The organism is Streptomyces sp. WZ-12 (assembly GCF_028898845.1).
Taxonomy (GTDB): Bacteria; Actinomycetota; Actinomycetes; order Streptomycetales; family Streptomycetaceae; genus Streptomyces.
In genome coordinates, this window is record NZ_CP118574.1 from 847894 (window position 1) to 869044 (window position 21151).

The 21151-nt window shown below is 70.3% G+C and carries 18 protein-coding genes; 12 read left to right on the forward strand and 6 right to left on the reverse strand.

From position 1 onward, the window contains the following. Nucleotides 1–5: 5 nt before the first annotated feature. The 3 genes from PV796_RS03305 to PV796_RS03315 all read right to left on the reverse strand — a co-directional run bounded on the left by PV796_RS03305 (nt 6) and on the right by PV796_RS03315 (nt 1567). Entirely contained in the window at nt 6–563 is a 558-nt protein-coding gene (locus PV796_RS03305) for a cysteine hydrolase family protein (RefSeq protein ID WP_274911306.1), read from the reverse strand. 139 nt (nt 564–702) lie between these two features. Next, the gene (locus PV796_RS03310; RefSeq protein ID WP_274911308.1) at nt 703–1113 is read right to left on the reverse strand and encodes a VOC family protein; all 411 of its coding nucleotides are present in this window, start codon (nt 1111–1113) and stop codon (nt 703–705) included. Nucleotides 1114–1123: 10 nt separating this feature from the next. Next, nucleotides 1124–1567: a helix-turn-helix transcriptional regulator gene (locus PV796_RS03315; protein ID WP_274911310.1), complete on the reverse strand. Its 444-nt coding sequence runs from the start codon at nt 1565–1567 to the stop codon at nt 1124–1126. Nucleotides 1568–1763: 196 nt separating this feature from the next. On the opposite strand from PV796_RS03315, the gene PV796_RS03320 reads away from it, so the two are divergent. The 12 genes from PV796_RS03320 (at nt 1764) to PV796_RS03375 (ending at nt 18002) form a co-directional block, all read left to right on the forward strand. Then, nucleotides 1764–2402, forward strand: a complete 639-nt coding sequence (locus PV796_RS03320; protein WP_274911311.1) for a DUF1707 SHOCT-like domain-containing protein — start codon at nt 1764–1766, stop codon at nt 2400–2402. A 175-nt stretch (nt 2403–2577) separates the two neighbouring features. After that, on the forward strand, nt 2578–3186 hold the full coding sequence (locus tag PV796_RS03325) for a GNAT family N-acetyltransferase (protein WP_274911313.1): 609 nt from the start codon (nt 2578–2580) through the stop codon (nt 3184–3186). 114 nt (nt 3187–3300) lie between these two features. Further along, nucleotides 3301–4980 carry a sensor histidine kinase gene (locus PV796_RS03330; protein WP_274911314.1) on the forward strand — a complete coding sequence of 560 codons (1680 nt, stop codon included), beginning with the start codon at nt 3301–3303 and terminating at the stop codon, nt 4978–4980. Then, nucleotides 4977–5651: a response regulator gene (locus tag PV796_RS03335; protein ID WP_274911315.1), complete on the forward strand. Its 675-nt coding sequence runs from the start codon at nt 4977–4979 to the stop codon at nt 5649–5651. The genes PV796_RS03330 and PV796_RS03335 overlap by 4 nt, the downstream gene beginning before the upstream one ends. Before the next feature lie 287 nt (nt 5652–5938). After that, complete coding sequence (locus tag PV796_RS03340; protein WP_274911316.1) at nt 5939–6715, forward strand: ABC transporter ATP-binding protein; 777 nt, start codon at nt 5939–5941, stop codon at nt 6713–6715. Between the two features lie 113 nt (nt 6716–6828). Then, on the forward strand, nt 6829–9393 hold the full coding sequence (locus PV796_RS03345) for an ABC transporter permease (RefSeq protein ID WP_274911317.1): 2565 nt from the start codon (nt 6829–6831) through the stop codon (nt 9391–9393). 848 nt (nt 9394–10241) lie between these two features. Then, complete coding sequence (locus PV796_RS03350) at nt 10242–11165, forward strand: phospholipase D-like domain-containing protein (RefSeq protein ID WP_274911318.1); 924 nt, start codon at nt 10242–10244, stop codon at nt 11163–11165. Between the two features lie 991 nt (nt 11166–12156). Further along, complete coding sequence (locus PV796_RS03355) at nt 12157–13218, forward strand: S53 family peptidase (RefSeq protein WP_446750671.1); 1062 nt, start codon at nt 12157–12159, stop codon at nt 13216–13218. 301 nt (nt 13219–13519) lie between these two features. Beyond that, nucleotides 13520–14272 (forward strand): SDR family NAD(P)-dependent oxidoreductase, encoded by a 753-nt coding sequence (locus PV796_RS03360; protein WP_274911321.1) that lies wholly within the window; start codon nt 13520–13522, stop codon nt 14270–14272. A gap of 128 nt (nt 14273–14400) precedes the next feature. After that, the gene (locus tag PV796_RS03365; RefSeq protein WP_274911322.1) at nt 14401–15573 is read left to right on the forward strand and encodes an FAD-dependent oxidoreductase; all 1173 of its coding nucleotides are present in this window, start codon (nt 14401–14403) and stop codon (nt 15571–15573) included. 363 nt (nt 15574–15936) lie between these two features. Further along, the gene (locus PV796_RS03370) at nt 15937–16800 is read left to right on the forward strand and encodes an isocitrate lyase/PEP mutase family protein (RefSeq protein ID WP_274911323.1); all 864 of its coding nucleotides are present in this window, start codon (nt 15937–15939) and stop codon (nt 16798–16800) included. Nucleotides 16801–16946: 146 nt separating this feature from the next. Continuing rightward, a complete protein-coding gene (locus PV796_RS03375) occupies nt 16947–18002 on the forward strand; it encodes a bile acid:sodium symporter family protein (RefSeq protein WP_274911324.1) in 1056 nt (351 codons plus the stop codon). A gap of 10 nt (nt 18003–18012) precedes the next feature. Here PV796_RS03375 and PV796_RS03380 read toward each other — a convergent pair whose 3' ends face one another. The 3 genes from PV796_RS03380 to PV796_RS03390 are packed head-to-tail and all read right to left on the reverse strand — an operon-like array spanning nt 18013 to nt 20590. After that, a complete protein-coding gene (locus tag PV796_RS03380; RefSeq protein WP_274911325.1) occupies nt 18013–18924 on the reverse strand; it encodes a hypothetical protein in 912 nt (303 codons plus the stop codon). Continuing rightward, nucleotides 18921–20231 carry a WXG100-like domain-containing protein gene (locus tag PV796_RS03385; protein ID WP_274911326.1) on the reverse strand — a complete coding sequence of 437 codons (1311 nt, stop codon included), beginning with the start codon at nt 20229–20231 and terminating at the stop codon, nt 18921–18923. Before PV796_RS03385 ends, PV796_RS03380 begins: the two co-directional genes overlap by 4 nt. Beyond that, nucleotides 20231–20590 carry a WXG100 family type VII secretion target gene (locus tag PV796_RS03390; protein ID WP_274911327.1) on the reverse strand — a complete coding sequence of 120 codons (360 nt, stop codon included), beginning with the start codon at nt 20588–20590 and terminating at the stop codon, nt 20231–20233. The genes PV796_RS03385 and PV796_RS03390 overlap by 1 nt, the downstream gene beginning before the upstream one ends. Nucleotides 20591–21151 lie beyond the last annotated feature (561 nt).

Consider the following 21151-nt stretch of genomic DNA (forward strand, 5'->3'; position numbering starts at 1 on the left):
CCGCCTCACGCGATGCCCCGCAACCAGTCATCGACGGTCACGACATCCGCCCACCGCGGGAACAGCTTGTCGGTGAGGGCCCGATGCAGCTCGGGGTCGGTGTCGAGACAGGCATCCGTCAGCACGGTGAGGCCGAAGTCCAGGTCGGCGGCCTGGCACAGGGTGTGCAGCACCACGCCGCTGGTGGCCAGGCCGGTGAGCACCAGACTGTCGATGCCGCGCCCCCTGAGGACCAGGTCGAGATCGCTTCCCGAGAACGCGCTCGCCCGCCTCTTGGTGACCACGACGTCGCCCTCCCGGGGCGCGACGGCGTCATGGATCTCGGTGCCGGGGTCCCCCTCCCGGTACAGACCGTCCCGGGCTATGGCGGTGAGCACCCGGTTGCGCGGGCTGACCTCCGGGCTGTCCGGACGCAGCCCGATCACCACGTAGATCACGGGGAGGTTGGCGGACCGGGCGCCGTCGATCGCCTTGCGCAACCGCGGCAGATACCCGGAGCCGTCGTCGACGGCGTCCACGATGTCCCGCTGAACGTCCATCACGAGGAGTGCGCTGTTCGCCATGTCCCGCCCCTGTCCCTGTCCCTTGTTCACTACGGACAGGAGTCTGCCCGCCCGCTCTCGCCACGCGCCACTTGATTCAGGGGACTCAGGAGGCCCAGAGGGCTCGGGACGCTCGGGGAAGTTGGGCAACTCGTGGGACTCAGCGCACTTCCTTGATGCGGATCTGGTTGCCGGCCGGGTCGCGGAAGGCGCAGTCGCGGACGCCGTAGGGCTGGTCGGTCGGTTCCTGGATGACCTCGGCGTCGCTGGCCTGGAGGCGCTCGAAGAGGCCGTCGAGGTCTTTGGTGGCCAGGAGGATCCAGCCGTAGGTGCCCTTGGCCATCATCTCGGCGATCGTGCGGCGCTCCTCGTCGGTGACGCCGGGGTCGGCGGCCGGCGGCGCGAGGAGGAGGCAGGTGTCGGGCTGGCCGGCGGGGCCGACCGTGATCCAACGCATCGGGCCCCGTCCGACGTCGCTGCGGACCTCGAAGCCGAGGACGTCGCGGTAGAAGGCCAGCGAGGCGTCCGGGTCGGTGTGCGGGAGGACGCTCGTGTCGATGGTGATGTTCATGGCAATCACGCTAATCGGGGTCGGCGGCCGGTGCCTCCCGGTTCCTGATCGGCCTGGTCACCTGCCTCGCCACGCACGGCGGGAGGCCCTCCGTGGTCTGCGCCGCCCGGCGCCGGTAGGTGCTGGGCGGTATCCCGACGAGCTCGGTGAAGCGGGTGCTGAAGGTGCCCAACGACGCACAGCCGACCGCGAAGCAGACCTCGGTGACGCTGAGATCACCGCGCCGCAGCAGCGCCATCGCGCGCTCGATGCGCCGCGTCATGAGGTAGGAGTACGGCGACTCACCGTAGGCGAGCCGGAATTGGCGGCTGAGGTGCCCGGCCGACATGTGCACGCCGCGGGCGAGCGCCTCGACGTTCAGCGGGCGGTCGTACTCCCGGTCGATCCGGTCACGGACTCGGCGCAGGCGCGCGAGATCGCTCAGGTGCTGCGCCGTGGTGGGTCTGCTGGTCACCCGCCCGATCGTGCCACGGGGCTGGTCGCCGCCCAAGACCACCGACTCTCCGCCTCCGGCCGAAAGGCGTCAGCCGTCTTGGCTCGCGACTGCAACGCGATATAACGTAAGTCCGCGAACAACGGATGACGCGCCACAGATCCCGCACCACAGATCGCGCATCACGGATCACACCTCACCGATCAGGGAGAGAGACATGCCGGGTGAGACCTCGACCACGGGTCGGCCCCAACGCCCGAGCGCGGCGCCCGCGTTGCGGGCCTCGCACGCGGACCGGGACCGCACCGTGGACCTCCTGCGCATCGCGGCGGGCGACGGCCGGCTGACCGCCGTCGAGCTGGACGAGCGCCTGGAATCCGCGTTGGGCGCGCGGACGCTCGGTGAGCTCGCCGCGCTCACGACCGACCTGCCGGCCACGAAGGGCACCGCACTCGACGACGGCGCGGCGGACCTGGCGGACGTGCTCCGCATCGACCAGGAGGGCGGCTCCTTCCGCCGCGACAGCCGCTGGACGGTGCCGCGACGGGTGGAGATCCTGTCGTCCTGGTCGGAGGTGACGCTCGACTTCACCGAGGCCGTACTCACGCGGGACACCCTGCGCATCGACATGGACATGCGCGGCGGACTCCTGCGCCTGGTGACGCGCCCGGAAATCGCCGTGCACGCCGACGCCCTCGCGGTGCGCTACGGCAAGGTCACCATTCCGCGCCGGGCCGGCCCGACGGAGTCGACCGTCCTGCACGTGGAGCTGGCCGGCCAGATGGACTTCAGCCGGGTCGCGGTGCGGGTTCCGCGCCACCCCTTCCGGCGGTGGCGGCACCGCGGCTCCGTCTGAGGCGCAGCGCCGGGCGGCCGGTCACCGCGGGCTCCGCCGGGCCCATCGCCACGGTCCGCCGCCGACCCCGCCGCCGCGTTCACCCCCAACTCCCGCCACCAGCAAGCCCGATGGCCCGCACGCGGAGCGGACCCCGCCGCGCCATCGAAGATCACCCGGGTACAGAATCACCTGTATGTCGACAACGAACACCCCGACGGCGGCGACGATCGACGACGCTCCGCTGATCGGTCGCACCTTGGCCCGCGCCTTCGACGACGACCCGATGATGCGGTGGTTCTTCACCGACGACGCCTCGCGCGCGACGAACCTGGGCCGCTACTTCACCACCCTCTTCACCCGGCAGTACCTCCGGCACTGCGTGTGCGAGCGGACCGCGGCGGCGGCCGCCTTCTGGGTCCCGCCGGAGGCGCGGGCCAAGGCCGTTCCGGACGCGGAGACCATCGCGGAGCTGGTGGAGCTCCTCGGCGACCGGGCGCCGCTGTTCCGGGACACCGTCGAGGCGGCCGCCGCACACGCGCCCCAGGAACCGCACTGGTACCTGGCGGTGATCGGTGCCGACCCGGCCGCCCAGGGCCGGGGCCACGGGGCCGCCCTGCTCCGCTCGGGGCTGGCCAAGGCCGACGCGGAGGGCCTGCCCGCCTATCTGGAGTCCTCCAAGCCGGACAACCTGTCCTTCTACGAGCACTTCGGCTTCACGGTGCGTGCGGAGCTGCACCTGCCGGAGGGCGGGCCGGTGTTGTGGGCGATGCGCCGCGATCCGCGCCGCCCGGCCGGGGCCTAGCGGGAACCCCGGAAGAGATCCGGGAGTGGCCGGCGCGCCTCTGTCTTTCGGTAGAGCCGGGATCGGCCGTGGGGTTCACGGCGGCGTGGTCAGGGGGCGCCGATACTGGAGAGCGTGTCGCTCACCAGTCGTTTCCGCCGTTTCGCCGGTCACCGGTCCGCCGCGTTCTCGCGCGGGCCCGCGGTGGAGTCGGTGGGTGCGGCGCTGGGGGCGCTGGCGCTGTTCGCGGTGGTGGCGCGTCTCGACTACCTGCCGCACCCCGGCTACCACCTGCTGGCGGTCCCCGCCGGGGCCGTGCTCTTCCCGTTGCGCCGTCGCTTCCCGGGCACCGCGCTGCTGGCGCTCGCGGCGCTGACCGGGGCGCTGCCGTGCCTGGGCCCGGTCACCGCGGCGGCCGCGTACAGCGTGACCCGCCGCACCGTCCGGACCCGCCGGCGGACCCGCCTCCTCGGTGCCACCGGTCTGCTCTCCGTGGTCGCCGCGACGGCGACGGCGCCCTGGCTGGGCCCCGGTTCGATCCCGTACGGGGTGGCGCTGGGCCTGGTCCTGGCGGTCACCGCGGTGATCGTGCCGGGCCTGGTCGGCACCGTGTACGGGCAGCAGAGCCGGCTGGTCCGGGCGTTGCGGGAGCGCGGCGACGCGGCGGAACGGGCCAGGCGGCTGGTCGACAGCGAGGCCCGGGTCCAGGAACGGTCCCGGATCGCCGCCGAGATGCACGACATGGTGGGCCACCGGCTCAGCCTGGTCTCGCTGCACGCCGGCGGGCTGGAGCTGGCCTTGGAGAAGGCCGATCCGGAACTGCGCGAGGAAGCGGTCCTGGTGCGCCGCACGACCGGGGACGCGATGCGCGAGTTGCGGCAGGCGCTCGGGGTGCTCGGGCCGCTCGGCCGGGACACCGGGCCGGACGCGCTCACCGACGCGACCGGTACCCGCGCGGGCATCGAGGCACTGGTCGCGGAGTCCCGCGACGGGGGCATCGCCGTCCAACTCGCCTGGCAGGGCGCCGATCTCGCGGACCGCCCGCAGCGGGTCCGGCGAGCGGTGCACCGGGTGGTGCGGGAGGCGCTGACCAATGTGCACCGGTACGCGGCCACCGCGCATGTCACCGTCCGGGTCGTGCACGATGCCGAGACGGTGCGGGTGACGGTCCGCAACGGCGCTCCCCCTGCGCCGTCGGTCGCCGCCGGGGACGTGGGCACCGGTCGCGGCCTGGCGGGCCTGCGGGAGCGGGTGGAACTGCTCGGCGGCGAGTTCGACGCCACCGCCCTACCGTCCGGCGGGTTCGAGGTGGCGGCCGTCGTGCCGGCCGAGCCCGGCGAGATCGTCGCCGGTGAACGGCCCGGCGCCGCGCCCGCCGCGCCCGCGCCCGGTGCCGACGCGCGCGACGACTCCGTGCAGCGCGCCCGCCGGACCGCCGAGGCGCTGACGCTCGTCTTCGGGCTGGCCGGACTGGGGGTGCTGATGGTCCTCGGGATCGGGTTCGTCTTCGTCGGCCACCCCCGGGGCGTGCCCTCGCCTCCCCAACCGCCCTACGTAGGAATGCCGTTCCAGGACCTGGCCAAGCAGGGCGTGGCGGACTTCCCCGCCATTCGGGCCGCGGCCACCGGCCACGAACCGCCCCGCCCGGCCGGCACGGTCGGCTGCATCTACCCGCTCGGCGACGCCCACGGGGCCCGCCCCGGCGGCTTCCCGGTGACCCGCTACTGCTTCGACGCCGCGCACCGCCTCATCGCCATCGACCGCTTCACCGTCCCGTCGGTTCGGGACGCCGCCCCCTGGGAGACCCCCCGATGACCGAGCCCGCCCGGCCGATCCGTGTCCTGCTCGCCGACGACGAGGAGATGGTCCGGCACGGCGTCCGGCTGATCCTCCGGCACGCCGACGACATCGACGTCGTCGCCGAGGCCGCCGACGGGCAGCAGGCCGTGGCGGAGGCCGCCGCGCAGCGCCCCGATGTGGCGCTGGTGGACATCCGGATGCCGGTGTGCGACGGGCTGAGCGCGATCGAGCCGCTGCTGGCCCTGGAACCGGCGCCGCGCGTGGTGATGTTGACGACCTTCGGCGACGAGGACAACGTGGTCCGGGCGCTGGGGGCCGGCGCCTCGGGTTTCCTGCTGAAGGACGAGGGCCCGCAGGAGCTGATCCGCGCGGTGCGGGCGGCCGCTGCAGGCGATGCCGTGCTCTCCCCCGGCGTCACCGGCTCGGTGATCGCGCGGATGCTGCGCGGCGGGGCCGGGACCGTCGCCCCCACGGCCGGGGACGACCGGATCGACCGGCTCACCTCCCGGGAGCGGGAGGTCCTCGCGATGCTCGGCGAGGGCCTGTCCAACCAGGACATCGCCCAGCGGCTCGGGATCGGGGTCGGCACCGTGAAGACGCACGTCGGCGCGATCCTGGAGAAGACCGGTTCGACGAGCCGGGTGCAGGCGGCGGTCCTCGCCCACCGGGCGGGCCTGACCTCCTGAGGCCGGGGCTGGCCTCGCCCCGCGGCCGACTCGTCGTGCTCGCCCGGCGCCCGTTGGCGACCCGTTGCCGTTGACGGCCCGTTGGCGGGCCGTCTCTGTCCAACGGCAGAGACGCCTCCCCCACGAGGTCTGTCCAAGGGCAGGGAAAAGCCCGCCGCCTCTCCCCTCCGGCAGAGCCCAACTCCCGCCTCCAGAGCGATGTTTGTGCAGGTGAAAGCGGTGAGGATGGTGGTGTTCCTCCGGTCCGCCGCACCCTCGGCGGACCGTCACACCCAGGCGGAGTTCTCATGTCACAGACGTTCCCCACCCCCGGCTCCCACGCCACCGAACCGGCCGCCCGCGCCACGGGCCTGACCAAGGTGTACGGGAGGGGTGAGACGGAGGTGACCGCGCTGGACTCGGTGTCCGTCGAGTTCGCACGGGGCCGGTTCACCGCCGTGATGGGCCCCTCCGGCTCCGGCAAGTCCACGCTGATGCACTGCATGGCCGGTCTGGACAAGATCAGCACGGGCTCGACGCGGATCGGCGGCACCGAGCTCGGCGCCCTCTCGGACAAGCAACTGACCGCGCTGCGGCGGGACAAGGTGGGGTTCGTCTTCCAGGGCTTCAACCTGCTGCCCACCCTCACCGCGCGGGAGAACATCCTGCTGCCGCTGTTGCTCGCCGGTCGCCAGCCGGAGGGCGCCTGGTTGGAGGCGGTCGTCAACACGGTGGGCCTGGCCGGTCGCCTCACCCACCGCCCCAGCGAGCTCTCCGGCGGCCAGCAGCAGCGGGTCGCGGTGGCCCGGGCCCTGGTCTCGCGCCCCGAGATCGTGTTCGCCGACGAGCCGACCGGCAACCTCGACTCCCGGTCCGGCGCCGAGATCCTGGGCTTCCTGCGCGACTCCGTACGGGAGTTGGGGCAGACGGTGGTGATGGTCACCCACGATCCGGTGGCCGCCGCGCACGCGGACCGGGTGGTGTTCCTGGCGGACGGCCGGCTCGTGGACGAGTTGCTCGAACCGACCGCGGACGCGGTGCTCGACCGGATGCTCCGGTTCGAGGCCCAGGGCCGCACTCGCTGAACCGACCGGGTGCCGCCGGTCGTTCGCCCCGCGCCGCGCACCGCCGCCGGCGCGACGGGCCCCGGCCCCACCCGCCCCCTCTCCCTCTCCCCAACGCCCCTGGAACTGCCTCCATGCTGCGAACAGCCCTGCGCAACGTCCTTGCGCACAAAGCCCGTCTGCTGATGACCGTGCTCGCGGTCTGCCTCGGCGTCGCCTTCGTCTCCGGCACCCTCGTCTTCGCCGACTCCTCCGCCGCCGCGTTCCGCGCCGCCGCCTCCAAGAACTTCGCCGACATCGCGGTCAGCGTGGACCCGAAGTTCGCCCCGTCGAGCAACGCGACCGACCAACGCACCACCGCCCTGGACGACGCGCTGGTACGGAAGTTGGCCAAGGTGCCGGGCGTCAACACCGTGCGCCCGTTGGCCGACGGCTCCGCCACCCTGTCCGCCAAGGACGGCAGCCCGTTGCGGGCTGGCAGGACCTGGTCGAACCTGGCCGCGGCCTACGTGCCCGGCGCGGACGGCAAGGACGACCGCTATCCGCTGCTGAAGGGCCACGCCCCGCGCAGCGGCGACGAGTTGGCCATGGACGCCGGCACCGCCGCCACTGGTGGGTTCGGCATCGGCGACAGGGTCAGGTTCGCCACCGACGGCCCGGTGCTGTCCAAGCGGCTCGTCGGCATCGTCTCCACCAAGGACCCGCGGGTGACCGCCGGCGGGACCCTCACCCTGTTCGACAAGGCGACCGCCCAGCGGCTGTTCGCCTCCCCCGGCCACTACACGGGCATCGACCTGTCGGCCGCGCCCGGCACCAGTCAGGCCGAGCTCTCCCAACGGGTCACGACCGTGCTGCCGGCCGACCGCGCCGAGGCCACCACCGCCACCGCCCAGGCGGCCCAACAGGCCACCAACGTCGACCGGTTGACCCGGGGCTACCAGAAGATGCCGATGATCTTCGCCGGGGTCTCGCTGTTCATCGGCTCGTTCCTGATCGTCAACACCTTCACGATGCTGGTGAACCGGCGCACCCGTGAGATCGCGCTGCTGCGGGCGATCGGCGCGTCCCGCCGCCAGGTGGTCCGCTCCGTCCTGTGGGAGGCCGCCCTGGTCGGCCTCGCCGCATCGGTGGTCGGGTTCGTGCTCGGCCTGGGCATCGCCATGGCGCTGCCACATGTCCTGAGCGCCTCGGCCGGCCCGCTGCCCAGCGGCCCGCTGGTCATCGGCTTCCAACCGATCGCCGCCGCGCTCGCCGTGGGCGTCGGCGTCACCGTGCTCGCCGCGTGGCTGCCGTCCCGTCAGGCGGCCAGGATCGCGCCGGTCGAGGCACTGCGCACGGCCGAGCAGCCGCCCTCCGCCGCCCGCTCCCGGATACGCGGCCTGGTGGGGCTCGTCCTGTTGGCGCTCGGCGCGGGCCTGTTGGTGTCGCTCACCGGGGCGAAGGACGCCTCCGAGAGCAACCTCCAGGACGCGCTCCTCGGTTGCGCGCTCCTCGGCGCCGCCCTGATCGTGCTGGCGCCACTGCTGGCCGTCCCGGTGATCCGCCTCCTGGGACGGCTGACCGGCCGCTTCGGCATCGTCGGCCGCCTCGCACGGGAGAACGCGCTGCGCGACCCGCGACGCACCGCGGCCACCGCCTCCGCCCTGCTGGTCACCACCGCTCTGGTCTCCGGCCTCGCCGTCATCGGCAACTCCACCGGGCAGGCCCTCGACCGCCAGGCCGCCTCCGGCCTCGGCGCCGACTACGTGATCAGCGCCGGCGCCACCACGACCACCATCGACGCGGCCGCCGCGCGACGGCTCACCGACGCCTCCGGGGTGCGCACCGCCACCGCGATCGCGGACTCCACCCTGTTCCTCGGCGGCATGACCCAGCCGATCTCCGGCGTCGACCCGGCCGCCGTGGCCGACGTCCTGAGGCTCCGCTTCGTCAGCGGTTCCGCGAAGGACCTCGGACCGGGCCGCATCGCCGTGTCCCGCACCCTCGCCGAGCACAACGGCCTGAGCGCGGGCAGCCGGCTCAACGCGAGCATCGGCCGCAGCGAGAACGTCAAGCCGTACACCGTGACCGGCGTCTACGACGACAACCCGGTCGCCGGCGCCGCGCTCGGCTACCGCGCGGAGGTCCAGGCCCACAGCTTCGTGCCCGACTCCGTCCAGCGCGTCCTGGTCCGCACCGACCACGGCACGGTGTCCAAGGAGATGGAGGGCCGGCTGCGCACCGCCGTCGGCAACAACCCGCTGCTGAAGGTCCAGGACCGGAACCAGCTCGTCCACGAGGCCGCCGGCACCGTGGGCAACCTGCTCACCCTGATGTACGGGCTGCTCGCCATCGGCGCCGTGATCGCCACGCTCGGCATCATCAACACCCTGGCCATGTCGGTGTCGGAGCGCACCCGCGAGATCGGCGTGCTGCGCGCCATCGGCATGGACCGCGTCGGCATCCGACGGATGATCCGCATTGAGGCGGTCACCGTCGCCGCGTTCGGCACGCTGCTCGGCCTGGTCGGCGGGGTGTTCGGCGCCTGGGCGGTCGGCGCCCTGGCCAACGGCGCGCTCACGACGTACTCGCTCGCGCTCCCCTCGGGAACCCTGGCCCTGGTGTGCCTGCTCTCCCTGGCCATCGGAGCGGTCGCCGCGGCCCTCCCCGCCCGTCGAGCAGCCACCCTGAGCCCCCTGGAAGCCACCGCGGAACGGTAACCGCCCCGCCCAACGACGCGCCCCGACCCGGCCGTTGCTCCCCCCGCTCCGGGGAGCTGCGGCCGGGTCATGCCTTCTTTACCGGGGGCGCCGGGACTCGTCCTCGAAGTGATCGCCATCCAACGCTGGCGCCGCCCCCTCGTCCACCTGCCGGCAACAGGGCCTCCCGGCGCCAGGGTTGACGTCGCACCCCGATCCGCCGGGAGGCCCCGTCGAGGGGACTCACGCAGTGTGCGCAGATACGACGCGTAGGTGTCGGTAGCACCATTGGTGTGGGTGGAGAGCAACTCCGGATGACATATTTCTGACAGAGCGTCAACATTCCGCGCGATGACCGCCACAAACCGCTCCCGCTCCAGTCGCGCGATCGCCTCAAACGTCTTTCTCTAAGCCGGTCATGCTCCGACGCCACCCCGCCCAGATCGACTGCCACCCGCGGCCACACCCGAGCCGCCGGCTCCACGACACACTCCGCGGCGGCACACGGGCGAACGGGCAAGAGCGCGACAAGGGGACCAGATAGGCAAACTGACGGTGAATCATCACTGAACTCGCGAGAGGACACGACCTCCGCAAATCCGGACCCCGCACCAGCGCAAATGAAAGACGATCTTTAAACCCCCGAAATTTTATGGCAGTTGCTCCACATTCGAACACGCAACGCTTTGCACAACACTTCCCTTCTCTTCACCTAACTGGGCTTCAGCGGGTCTCGGGGCTGTGCCTTACTGGGGTGCGCTACGCGCGTTGCGCGCCCCCCCACTACGTCAGAGGAGAATCCGGTGAGCCCCACCCGCCGTTTCATACCCGTCCTGTGCGCAGGCGCCTTGGCCGCGGTAGGTGCCTTCGTGCCCGCCACCGCCCACGCCGCGAGCCCGTTCTCCTTGGTGATCCTCCCGGACCAAAAGGAAGGCCCGATCTACGACTTCGTCAACTCGGCGAAGAAGTCGATCGACGTGACCATCTACGAGCTTCGTGACACCACGCTCGTCAACGACCTCGTCAAGAAGCAGAAAGCGGGCGTCAAGGTCCGCGTGGTGTTCGACTCCCAGCACGCGTCCATCGACGGCGCCGCCTACAAGGCGCTGTCCGCGGCCGGCGCCGGGGTGACGTACTCCTCCTCGGACTACGTCTACACGCACCAGAAGACGATCACCGTCGACGGCGTCAAGTCGTACATCAGCACCGGCAATTTCGACACGAAGTACTACGCGACCTCGCGTGACTACGGTGTCTTCGACACCGACAAGGCCGACGTCAATGCGATCGAGAAGGTCTTCGACGCCGACTTCGCGAAGACCTCCGTCACCCCGTCCGACGGCACCGACCTGGTCTGGTCGCCCACCGACTCGCAAAGCCATCTACTGGCCCTCATCAAGGGAGCGAAGCACTCCCTCGACGTCCAGCAGGAGGAGTTCGGCGACGCCGCATTGGTGAAAGCCGTCGTCGCGGACGCGAAGCGCGGCGTCACCGTTCGCGTCGTCGCGGAGAACCAGCGCTCGAAGTACAGCAAGCAGCTCAAGAAAGTCACCGCAGCGGGCGGCAAGGTGAAGACGTATTCGAGCTCCACCGGCTACTACATCCACGCCAAGGCCATCGTCTCCGACTACGGCACCTCCGCCGCCAAGGTGTTCGCCGGCTCGGAGAACTTCTCCTCCAACTCCCTCAACCACAACCGCGAACTCGGCCTCATCGTCAGCGACACCGCGGTCATCAACGGCATCGAAAAGGCATTCACCGCCGACTTCGAGAAGGGCTCCGGCCGGGCCTGACGAATCCCGGTCCGCCCTCCTCCGGCGGCCGCCTCGCCCACGCCTGACCCGGCGCCGATACACCAGAGGCCCGAGGCCACCTACGGAAACCGCGAAATGCACGGTATCCGCAGTGACTTCGGGCCTTTCGGCGCTCATTACGGCCCCAATATGCGGAATTGACTGGCAGCGACTTGATGAACAACCGGACGGCGACCTGTTAGTGACTCGCACCGGGGAGTGAGCGACAGCGCGGACGGTGATCATCCGGATCGGAGCCGCCGGCCCAGGCACCGCGGAGTGAGTCCCCGACGCGAGCGCGCGCTCCGGAGGGCGCCTCCCCCCGCCCGTTCCCTCTCCGCGGGCCGCCCGCGGCCGCCATCCGCCCCCGAGTGAGACAACCGGCGAGGCGGCCAGTGGGTCAACCCCCGTCAGCCCACTGGCCGTTCGCCGTACCGAGGGAAAGCCTTTGCCGTAGCTCGGTGTCTCCTTGACGCAGAGTTCATTATTTTTCACATACGCCACCACTCACTGGGGTGGCATCGCTGAGTGCACGTGCGCAACTCATCACCGGCAGGCCGGTGCACCCCTGACAGGACGCCACATCCGCACGATCCGCAAGCGCTTCACGCCGTGTCATATCGATGTGCCATGTCGACGCCCCTTGTCGATATGTCATGTGCTTGACAGCCCCCTCCTGTGAAGAGCATGCGGAGCAGGACCACGAAGGCGTCCCCGTCCCCAGGCACTGACTGCCGGTCCCTTCCCCACGGAGGTCATTCCCTTGCGTTCGCTACGAAAGGGCAGATCCGCAGGCACGCAGGGACTGGCGCACCGCGCCGTCCCGGTCCTGCTGTCGGCAGCAACCCTCGTCATCGGCGGCATGATCGCCGCCGCCCCGTCCAACGCCGCCACCGCGGCGCCCGCGGCCCACGCGTCGCCCACCGTGGCGGCGCCCCACGCCAAGGTCCCCACCCACCGGCTGTGTGCGCATCCGACGAAGCCCGGATACATGGCCTGCAACGCGGTGGCCCGCACGGACATCAAGCCGCAGCTCTCCCTGCGCCCGGACGCCGCGCCCTCCGGCTTCGGGCCCAGTGACCTGCAGAGCGCGTACAACCTTCCCCAGTCAGGCGGCTCCGGCCAGACCGTGGCCATCGTCGACGCCAACGACGACCCCAACGCCGAGCAGGACCTGGCGACCTACCGCTCCCAGTACGGCCTGCCCGAGTGCAGCACCGCCAACGGCTGCTTCCAGAAGGTCGACCAGAACGGCGGCACCAACTACCCCGCGGCGGACTCCGGTTGGGCCGGCGAGATCTCCCTCGACGTCGACATGGTCAGCGCGGCCTGCCCCTCCTGCCACATCCTGCTCGTCGAGGCCAACAGCGCCAACATGAGCGACCTGGGCACCGCGGTGAACCGCGCCGTCACCATGGGCGCCAAGTTCGTCTCCAACAGCTACGGCGGCGGCGAGGACTCCACGGACACCTCCTCCGACGAGCAGTACTTCAACCACCCCGGCGTCGCCATCACGGTCAGCTCCGGTGACAGCGGCTACGGCGTCGAGTACCCGGCGGCCTCCAAGTACGTCACCGCCGTCGGCGGCACCTCGCTCCAGCAGGACAGCAGCTCCCGCGGGTGGAGCGAGAGCGTGTGGGGCTCCAGCGCGGGCGGCAACGGCGCCGGCTCCGGCTGCTCCCAGTACGACGCCAAGCCGGCCTGGCAGCAGGACACCGGCTGCGCCAACCGCACCGTCGCCGACGTCGCGTCGGTCGCCGACCCGGCCACCGGCCTCGCGGTCTACGACAGCTACCAGGCCACCGGCTGGAACGTCTACGGCGGCACCAGCGCGTCCTCCCCGTTCATCGCCGGCGTCTACGCCCTCGCCGGCACGCCGGGTTCGGGCGACACCCCGGCCTCGTACCCCTACAGCCACGCCTCCGCACTGAACGACGTCACCAGCGGCGCCAACGGCACCTGCTCCCCGTCGTACCTCTGCACGGCGGGCACCGGCTACGACGGCCCGACCGGCCTCGGCACCCCCAACGGCACCGCGGCCTTCACCAAGTAGGACGCCGCGGAACCGCGTGCGACATGGTGAGGACCCGGTGACGCCGTAGCCGTCAGACGGCCGTCCACCGCATGACAACCCAACGGCACAGTGCGACCGATCGTCACAGTCCGGCCCCTTCCGAGGAGCCGGACTGTGACGGTCTGCGGTGCGCCTCCCGGTGTGTCTCTCCCTCATGGACGCCCGAGGAACCACCGATGGGATGGATGGACGGGCTGGGGTGGCGGAGGCGCCGGACGCGGCTCCCCGCTCCTTCCCCGCCAACCCCGCAACTCCATCCTCTCAACGGAGAACGACACTCATGACTTCTTTCGAACTCGTCGGACGCGTGGCCCTGGTGACCGGGGCGACCAGCGGCATCGGTGCCGCCACCGCCGCGCTGCTCGCCGAGCGGGGTGCTCACGTGCTGGTCGCGGGCCGGGACCGGGCCCGCGGCGACGCCGTGGTCGCCGGCATCCGTGACCGCGGCGGCAGGGCGGACTTCGTCGCCGCCGACCTGCGCACCGCGGAGGCGGTACGGCAGTTGGCCGGGCAGGCCCTCGCCCTGGGCGATGGCCGGGTGGACATCCTCGTCAACAACGCCGGTGTCTATCCGTTCGGGCCCACGGCGGAGGCGTCGCAGTCCGATGTGGACACCGTCTACGACCTGAACGTGAAGGCACCGTTCCACCTGATGGCGGCCCTTGCCCCGGCGATGACGGAGCGGGGGCACGGGGCGGTCGTGAACGTCAGCACCATGGTTGCCGAGTACGGCGTCGTGGGGATGGCGCTGTACGGGTCGAGCAAGGCCGCACTGAACCTGTTGACCAAGGCGTGGGCCGCCGAGTTCGGCCCCCACGGCGTGCGGGTCAACGCCGTGGAGCCGGGGCCGACCCGTACGGAGAGCACCGTCGGCATGGGCGAGGCCCTCGACGCCCTGGCCGCGCAGGCCCCGGCCGGGCGTCCGGCCGCGCCGGAGGAAATCGCCGAGGCGATCGCCTACTTGGCCAGCGACGCGGCCGGCTTCGTCCAGGGTGCGGTACTGCCCGTGGACGGCGGCCGCACCGCCGTCTGAGCCCGGGCCAGAGGAGGCGGGCGCATGCGTCCCGTCCGCGTCCGATCCGTCCGGCCCGGGCGGGCCAGGGTCCATCATTGATCCGGTAGGTCGCCCGACGGGACCCAGGCAGACGAGCGGAGTGGAACGTGACACGCATAGTGGTCATCGGTGGCGGGATCGCCGGTTCGGCGACGGCGTTGGCCCTGCACAAGGCGGGCTTCGACGTCAGCGTGCACGAGGCGCATCCCAACTCCGCCGAGGACATCGGGGCGTTCCTGACCCTGGCGAGCAACGGGATGCGCGCCGTGGCACAGCTCGACGCCTCGGATGCGGTCACCGGGATCGGCTTCCCGCTGTCCTCGATGCGCCTGCTCGACGACCGGGGCACCGAGGTGGCGCAGGCGCCCATGGGCCAGGCCGGCGACGCGCTGCTCCAGTACCGGTGTCTGCGCCGCGGCGAGTTGAACGCCGCCCTGCAGGGCGAGGTGGTCCGCCGGGGCATCGAGGTCCGGCACGGCGCGCGACTGGTGTCCGTGGCGGACGGCCCCGACGAGGTGACCGCGCGGTTCACCGACGGCAGCGCCGCGACAGGAGATCTGCTCATCGGCGCGGACGGCCTCAGCTCGACCGTCCGGCGTTCCCTCGCCCCCGGCGCGGAGCCCGCCTACGCGGGGCAGTGCGTCTTCTACGGCTACACGCGCAACGCCCCGGTGGCGGAGGACACCGGCCACATCACCATGGTGCGGAACAGCGTCGGCACCTTCGGTTACGCGGTCTCGCCGGACGGGGAGACCTACTGGTTCGCCCGGGTCGCCGGCGAGGCGATCCCCGCCGGGGAACTGGCGCACCCCACCCCGTCCCGTTGGCGCGCGCAACTCCTCGACGTGCTGCGGAAGGACGCCTCGCCCGCCACGGAGATCGTCGCGGCCTCGACCGACGCCATCATGGCCACCAACGCCACCGAGCTGCCGCCGGGCACCCGTTGGCGCTCCGGACGGACGCTGCTCATCGGTGACGCCGCGCACGCGGCCTCGCCGGCGACGGGTCAGGGGGCCTCGATGGCGTTGGAGGACGCCGTCATCCTCGCCAAGTCCCTGCGGGACGCGCCCGATTCGGACGGCGCGTTCGCCCTCTACGAGGCGTGCCGCCGCCCGCGCGTGGAGCACAACATCACGGTCAGCGGGCAGATCTCCCGCGGCACCCGCAATCCGGCCCGCACCGGCCAGGCACCGAGTTCCCCACGCCCGGGCGACGACACGTTGGTCAGCCAACTGGCGTGGGACGTTGACCTGCGCACGGTGTGCGACGGAGTGGGCTGACGCCTGGGCCCGGGCCGGGCGTCGCGGCTCGTCGGCGCCCTGTCGGGCTCCAACGGCCCTGCCGTTCAGGGCAGTTCGGACCGGGCGAACGGCTGCGCGAGGAACGGCTCAAAAGCGACGCCTACCAGGGAGTATTACCAATCCATGGTTGTCACATGACCTTTTCTTTTCCTAGCCTGCTCTCGCGGGGCGCAACAACCGCACTCCGCACGAGCCGGCCCAGACATCACAGAACCGGGGGCATGCTGCTCCAGCATGCCCCCGGTCGGTTCGGCCCGTGACGCATCGCATCGACCACCAGCTCTGGCAGGCAACGGGTCAGGCGCGACGCGCAACCCACGCGACCACACATCGGAGGGTACCGTGAACCACCCCAACCGGTTAAGAGCCGCGATCCAGGCGGACGGCACCACCCCGCTGATCGGCGTCTTCGACATGTTCTCCGCGTCTTTGGCGGCGCGTCACTACGACGGGATGTTCATCTCCGGCTTCGGCTTCGCCGCGTCCCACTACGGCCTACCGGACATCGGCTTCATCGCCTGGCCCGACATCGTCGCCTTCGTACAACGGCTCCGACTGGCCTTCCCCCAACAGCACTTGCTGGTCGACATCGACGACGGCTACGTCGACCCGGAGACCGCGTGCCACGTCGTCCAGCAGTTGGAGGCCGCCGGCGCCTCCGGCGTGATCCTGGAGGACCAGCAGCGTCCCCGTCGCTGCGGCCACGTCGACGGCAAACAGGTCCTACCGTTGGAGGAGTACCTGGCCAAGCTCGACATGGTCCTCCAGGCACGGCGGGACCTGCTCGTCGTCGCCCGCACCGACGCCACCGAGGAGGAGGAAATCCTGCGCCGGGCCAAGGCATTGGCCGCGACCGAAGCGGATGTGATCCTGGTGGACGGCGTCCGCAGCGTCGACTGGATCCACAAGGTACGCCGCGTCATCGGCGACAAGCCACTGCTGTTCAACCAGATCGCCGGCGGCAAGTCACCGCGACTGTCGCTCACCGAGCTCGACCAACTCGGCGTCGACGTCGCCATCTACAGCACTCCTTGCCTCTTCGCCGCGCAGACCGCCATCGACCAGGCACTGGGCGATCTGAAGCAGGCTGACGGCCGACTGCCGGAGCACCGTTCGGGCGCGGTCGGCGTCAACGAGTGCCTGGCGCTGCTGGAGCAGAACATCAGCCGTCATCACGACCGGGTCCCGGCGAACGCCGCACACTGACGCCCGACGGCAGCACCGCAGCACCTGCGCAGGGGCCGTGTCGCTCCCCCGGTACCGGTCGGTATCGGAACCGGTCACCCGACACGGCCCCTGCCCCTTCCCCTGCCTGCCCCGCACCGCTCCCCTCCCCTTCTGCCGGAGGAACCGTGCCGCGTCCCGCTCCCGACCACCCCACCCGCCGGGTCCTGCGCCGCGTCGACTGGTACATCGTCGCGCTGTTCTGCGTCATCGGCCTGGCCGCCCTCGTCCCGGCCGACGGCGCGGCCGCCGACGGCGTCTCGCTCGCCGCCCGCCTGGCGGTCGGACTGCTCTTCTTCCTCTACGGCGCCCGGCTCTCCCCACAGGCCGCCCTCGACGGCGTGCGGCACTGGCGACTGCACCTCCCCGTCCTGGCCCTCACCTTCGTCGCGTTCCCGGCCGTCGGTCTGGCGGCCGGGCTGCTACCGCACGCCGTGCTCGGCCCCGAACTGGCCGCCGCCGTCCTGTTCTTGACCGTGCTCCCCTCCACGGTCCAGTCCTCCATCGCCTTCACCTCGATGGCCCGCGGCAATGTGGCCGCCGCCATCTGCTCGGCGTCCTTCTCCACCGTCCTCGGCGTCATCCTGACCCCGTTGCTCGCCGTCACCCTGCTCCGACAGACCGGCGCCAGCCCCGGCGACGCCCCCATCACGCCGTCCCAACTCACCGACATCGCCGTCCAACTCCTCCTGCCCTTCCTGGCCGGCCAGGCAGCGCGCCGCTGGATCGCCGACTGGCTCGGCAGGCACCGGATGCTGACCACCCTCTGCGACCGCGGCTCGATCCTGCTCGTGGTCTACTCCGCATTCAGCCGGGGCGTCACGTCCGGAATCTGGCACCGCGTTCCGCCGCCCCAACTGCTGCTCCTGGCCGTGGTCTGCGCGCTGCTGCTCGCCTTCGCGCTCTCCGCCGCCCACGGCACCGCCCGCCTGATCGGCCTGCCCCGCGCCGACCGGGTCACCGCCGTCTTCTGCGGCTCCAACAAGAGCCTGGCCAGCGGGTTGCCGATGGCCACCGTGCTGTTCCCGCCGGACCGGATCGGCATCACCGTGCTCCCCCTGATGCTCTACCACACCCTCCAACTCGTGCTCTGCGCCTACCTGGCCCGCCGCTGGCCCACACCGACGCCCACACCGGCGTTGTCAGATTGTCCGCGCTCCGCCGCTTCAACGTGCGGTCGGTAGCCGCGTGGCGCTATCCGGCTGCCCAGGGCATCGGGTCAGGCCGGCGGCGCCACCACCATCCACGTTCAGCCTGTTCCGTATGTGCTCCAGAGGGGCGGCCGATGACGAGTCCGTCTTCGTCTTGGACGGTGCAACGTGCGAGAACATCGTCCAGCTTCTGAATTGAATCTGCCAGAGCTTCCCTGGTCACCGGTGGGGCGATCTTGACCAGTTGGGCCAACTCATCGCGAAGGGCAAGGTCTTTGCGATACAAGTCGATTGGGTACTTTCCACCTGGTCGCCACCCGGACTCCATGCGCCGCACCATCCTTTCCCAGAGGAAGAGCGATGTGCGGACCTCATAGATGAGGGTTCCTGGCTTGTCTTCGAGCTGGCCGCTCGCTTCAGCGTCGTGAGATTCACGGAGCTTTTCTACGACAGCCACGAACTGGCCCGTGGCGGGCGTCGGGATGGTCTGCGCCGCAAGGATCTCCGGGAGTTGCATTACCTGCGCGTTGGGGAGCCCTGCGACTGGCTCCTCGACCGCATCGACCCTAAAGTGCACAACTTCCTCGTCAGACTGGACCAGGCGAGCACGCGTAACCAAAGGTTCGGGTGTCACGGCCCAGTACGCGCTCGGGATTTTTTCCTCCGCGGGGTAGAGCACAACAGACCCTGACTTGATGGACAGCGCAAGCGCAAGGTCCGCTTCTGCGGGCCGCTCCGGCACCCAGTTCTGGATATCGATGTCCAGGGAAAGGGCGAGATCCCCGCGCAGTTGGGAGTAGTCACACAGCACGGCTGCGTCCCAGTTCCTGGCGTCCTGGTCTCCGTCTGCATCGGCTACGTCCACGGATTCCACGGGCACCCTGAAGCAAGTTGCCAGGGCCTCCGCAATCTCTCCTGGAAGGAGCTGGTTGACGGTCAAGAGGTTGTAGGTCACGGCGCGTATTCCCCGTTGTAGATTTTGAGTGCCTTCTGGACGGATTCGGGATTGTTCACGAAGCGAGGAGCCTTGGTCAACTGAGGGGCAGCACCTAGGTCACCTTTAGCTTTCGCTATCTGCTGAAGTGCAGCGTACTCGTTTCGATCAAGCTCAACGAACCCGGGGCCGGAGATCGGGAACGATGTGCCGTTAGCTTCGATGCCGTACCTACGGCCGTTAATCTCGTACTCATTCCCATTCCCTACGAGGTCCGCCTTGCCATCGGCGATGCCTGCAAGGTCTCTGTCCACTTCCTTTTCGTAACCGCGGAGAATGACCGTGTTCTTAGGTTTGATCTCGCCGCGTGCAGCCCCACCGGGACTGTGCCGCGAGTTCGGCCGCCTGATGGTCTTTCCTGCCGCAGCCCCCTTCAGGTTGGCGTTCGCCGCCCATTCTCCGGTGGAACTTTGCGAACCGCCAGTGCCACCTTGGGCGTTCCTCAACAAGGGCTGCCCTGTCGGACCGACGGGCCCTTCACCTGCCATCACCACACGCGGGCCAGCCAGCGGGATGTTGAGGTTGCCCAAGTCCTCCAGCTTCATCCCGCCCAGGACATTCTTGACGCCACCGCCCTCGGCCACGGCTTTGGCGCCGCGAGCAGCCCCTCCGAGGGCTCCGCCCAGGAGTACACCGGTGACACCAGCGTCCTTGATCTCAGCGAGGTTGATGCCGTGTTGGTCACCGAGCAGGTTCCTACCACCTTGGGCGACGACCACGTCCACCGTGATGGCCTCGATACCACCGATCGCCGCGGTGGCCAGGACGGTACCGGCGATCTCGGTAATGGTGGCTGAAACGGCAACGCCCGCAGCAGCCGCAGCCGCCTCAAGCGTCGCGGTGGCTCCCGCGGCGGCGACTTCGCTGATGCCACCGGTGAAGACGGCCAGCGCCGTACCGGCGACCAAGACCGCCCCGGCAATCTCCAACTCGTGCTCGATCTTCTTCTTCGCCTCGGCGGTCTGGTCGGCGAACTTGTCCAGCGCCTTGGCCATGTCCCGTGCGGCCGTGGCGACATCATCGAGGTAGCCCTTCCCGCCGCCGTGATACTTCTTCCAGAACGCACCGAACACCTCAATGCCGGCGCCCTTGTTGTTGTCGATGACGTCCTGGGCCTTCTTGTGGCAGGCAGACGTGCAGTCCTCGACCTCGTCGGCGAAGGTCCGCCAGGCGCGGGCAGCCTCTCTGAGTTCGTCCTCGTCTCCCTCCGGAAACCACATCCCGGTTAAGTCCTGGACGATCTCCTTCGCCTTGTCCGCAGCCCCCATCAAGCACCCTCCTTGAAACCGGACTTGGCCGACCGGTCCACCTCCTCGTGGTTGGCCGCCATGTCGTTCATGGCCTTGGTGATGCTCGACAGCCCCTTCACCAGCGCCCCGGCGGCCTTCTCAATCTGCGCCCGATGCGGCGCGTAGACGTGCTCGAACTTCTTGCCCTGCTCGTCACCACCCCACGGCTCCCCCAACCCGTCCAGCGCGTGCCGAAGCTTGGTCGTCGCTCGCTCCAGTGCAGCGGACTCGTGGTGGAACGTCGGCGCTGCGGACTTGAGTTGGTCGGTGTCTACGTCGAAGCCGTCGCCAGCCATGCGCGCCCCCTCGGCCTTGTTCTCCATCACGTCGCGAGCCACTAACAGTCCTGACCGGCTCACAGGTGGCGACGATGACACACGGCACTGACAGCCGATCTTGCCGGTGGGCGCTATCCGGCCACTCGGCGTCCCTCAGGTCGTCAGCGTCACCAACGGTTGTGACTGCCGTGGTTGCGACTGCCCGCTCATCAACCAAAGGCGATTGTCAGTGGCCTACGAGACGATGTCAGATGTCCATGGAAATCGTTCGAGCCCATCGGTTCGCTCTCGATCCAACTCCCGACCAGGCTGCTGTCCTTGAGCGGCATGCCAACCGTCCCGGTGCGGGTTCAACTTCGCGCTGGGGATGAAGGTGACCGTCTTCCAGCAGTGGCATGCCGGCCGCGACGCCCTGGTCTCGGCCGACATGCCCAAGACCGAAGCGAATAAGAAGGCGCCGAAGGTGAGCATCCCGACCCGGATCAGGACACAGGCGTTCTTCCGGGAGACCAAGGGAACCGGCTTCATCGGTCCGCTCCGCAAAGGCGAGAGACGCAAAGCTCCTTATCCCTGGTGGGAGAGCGTCAACAACCGGGCGTACTACACCGCTTTCGAAGACGC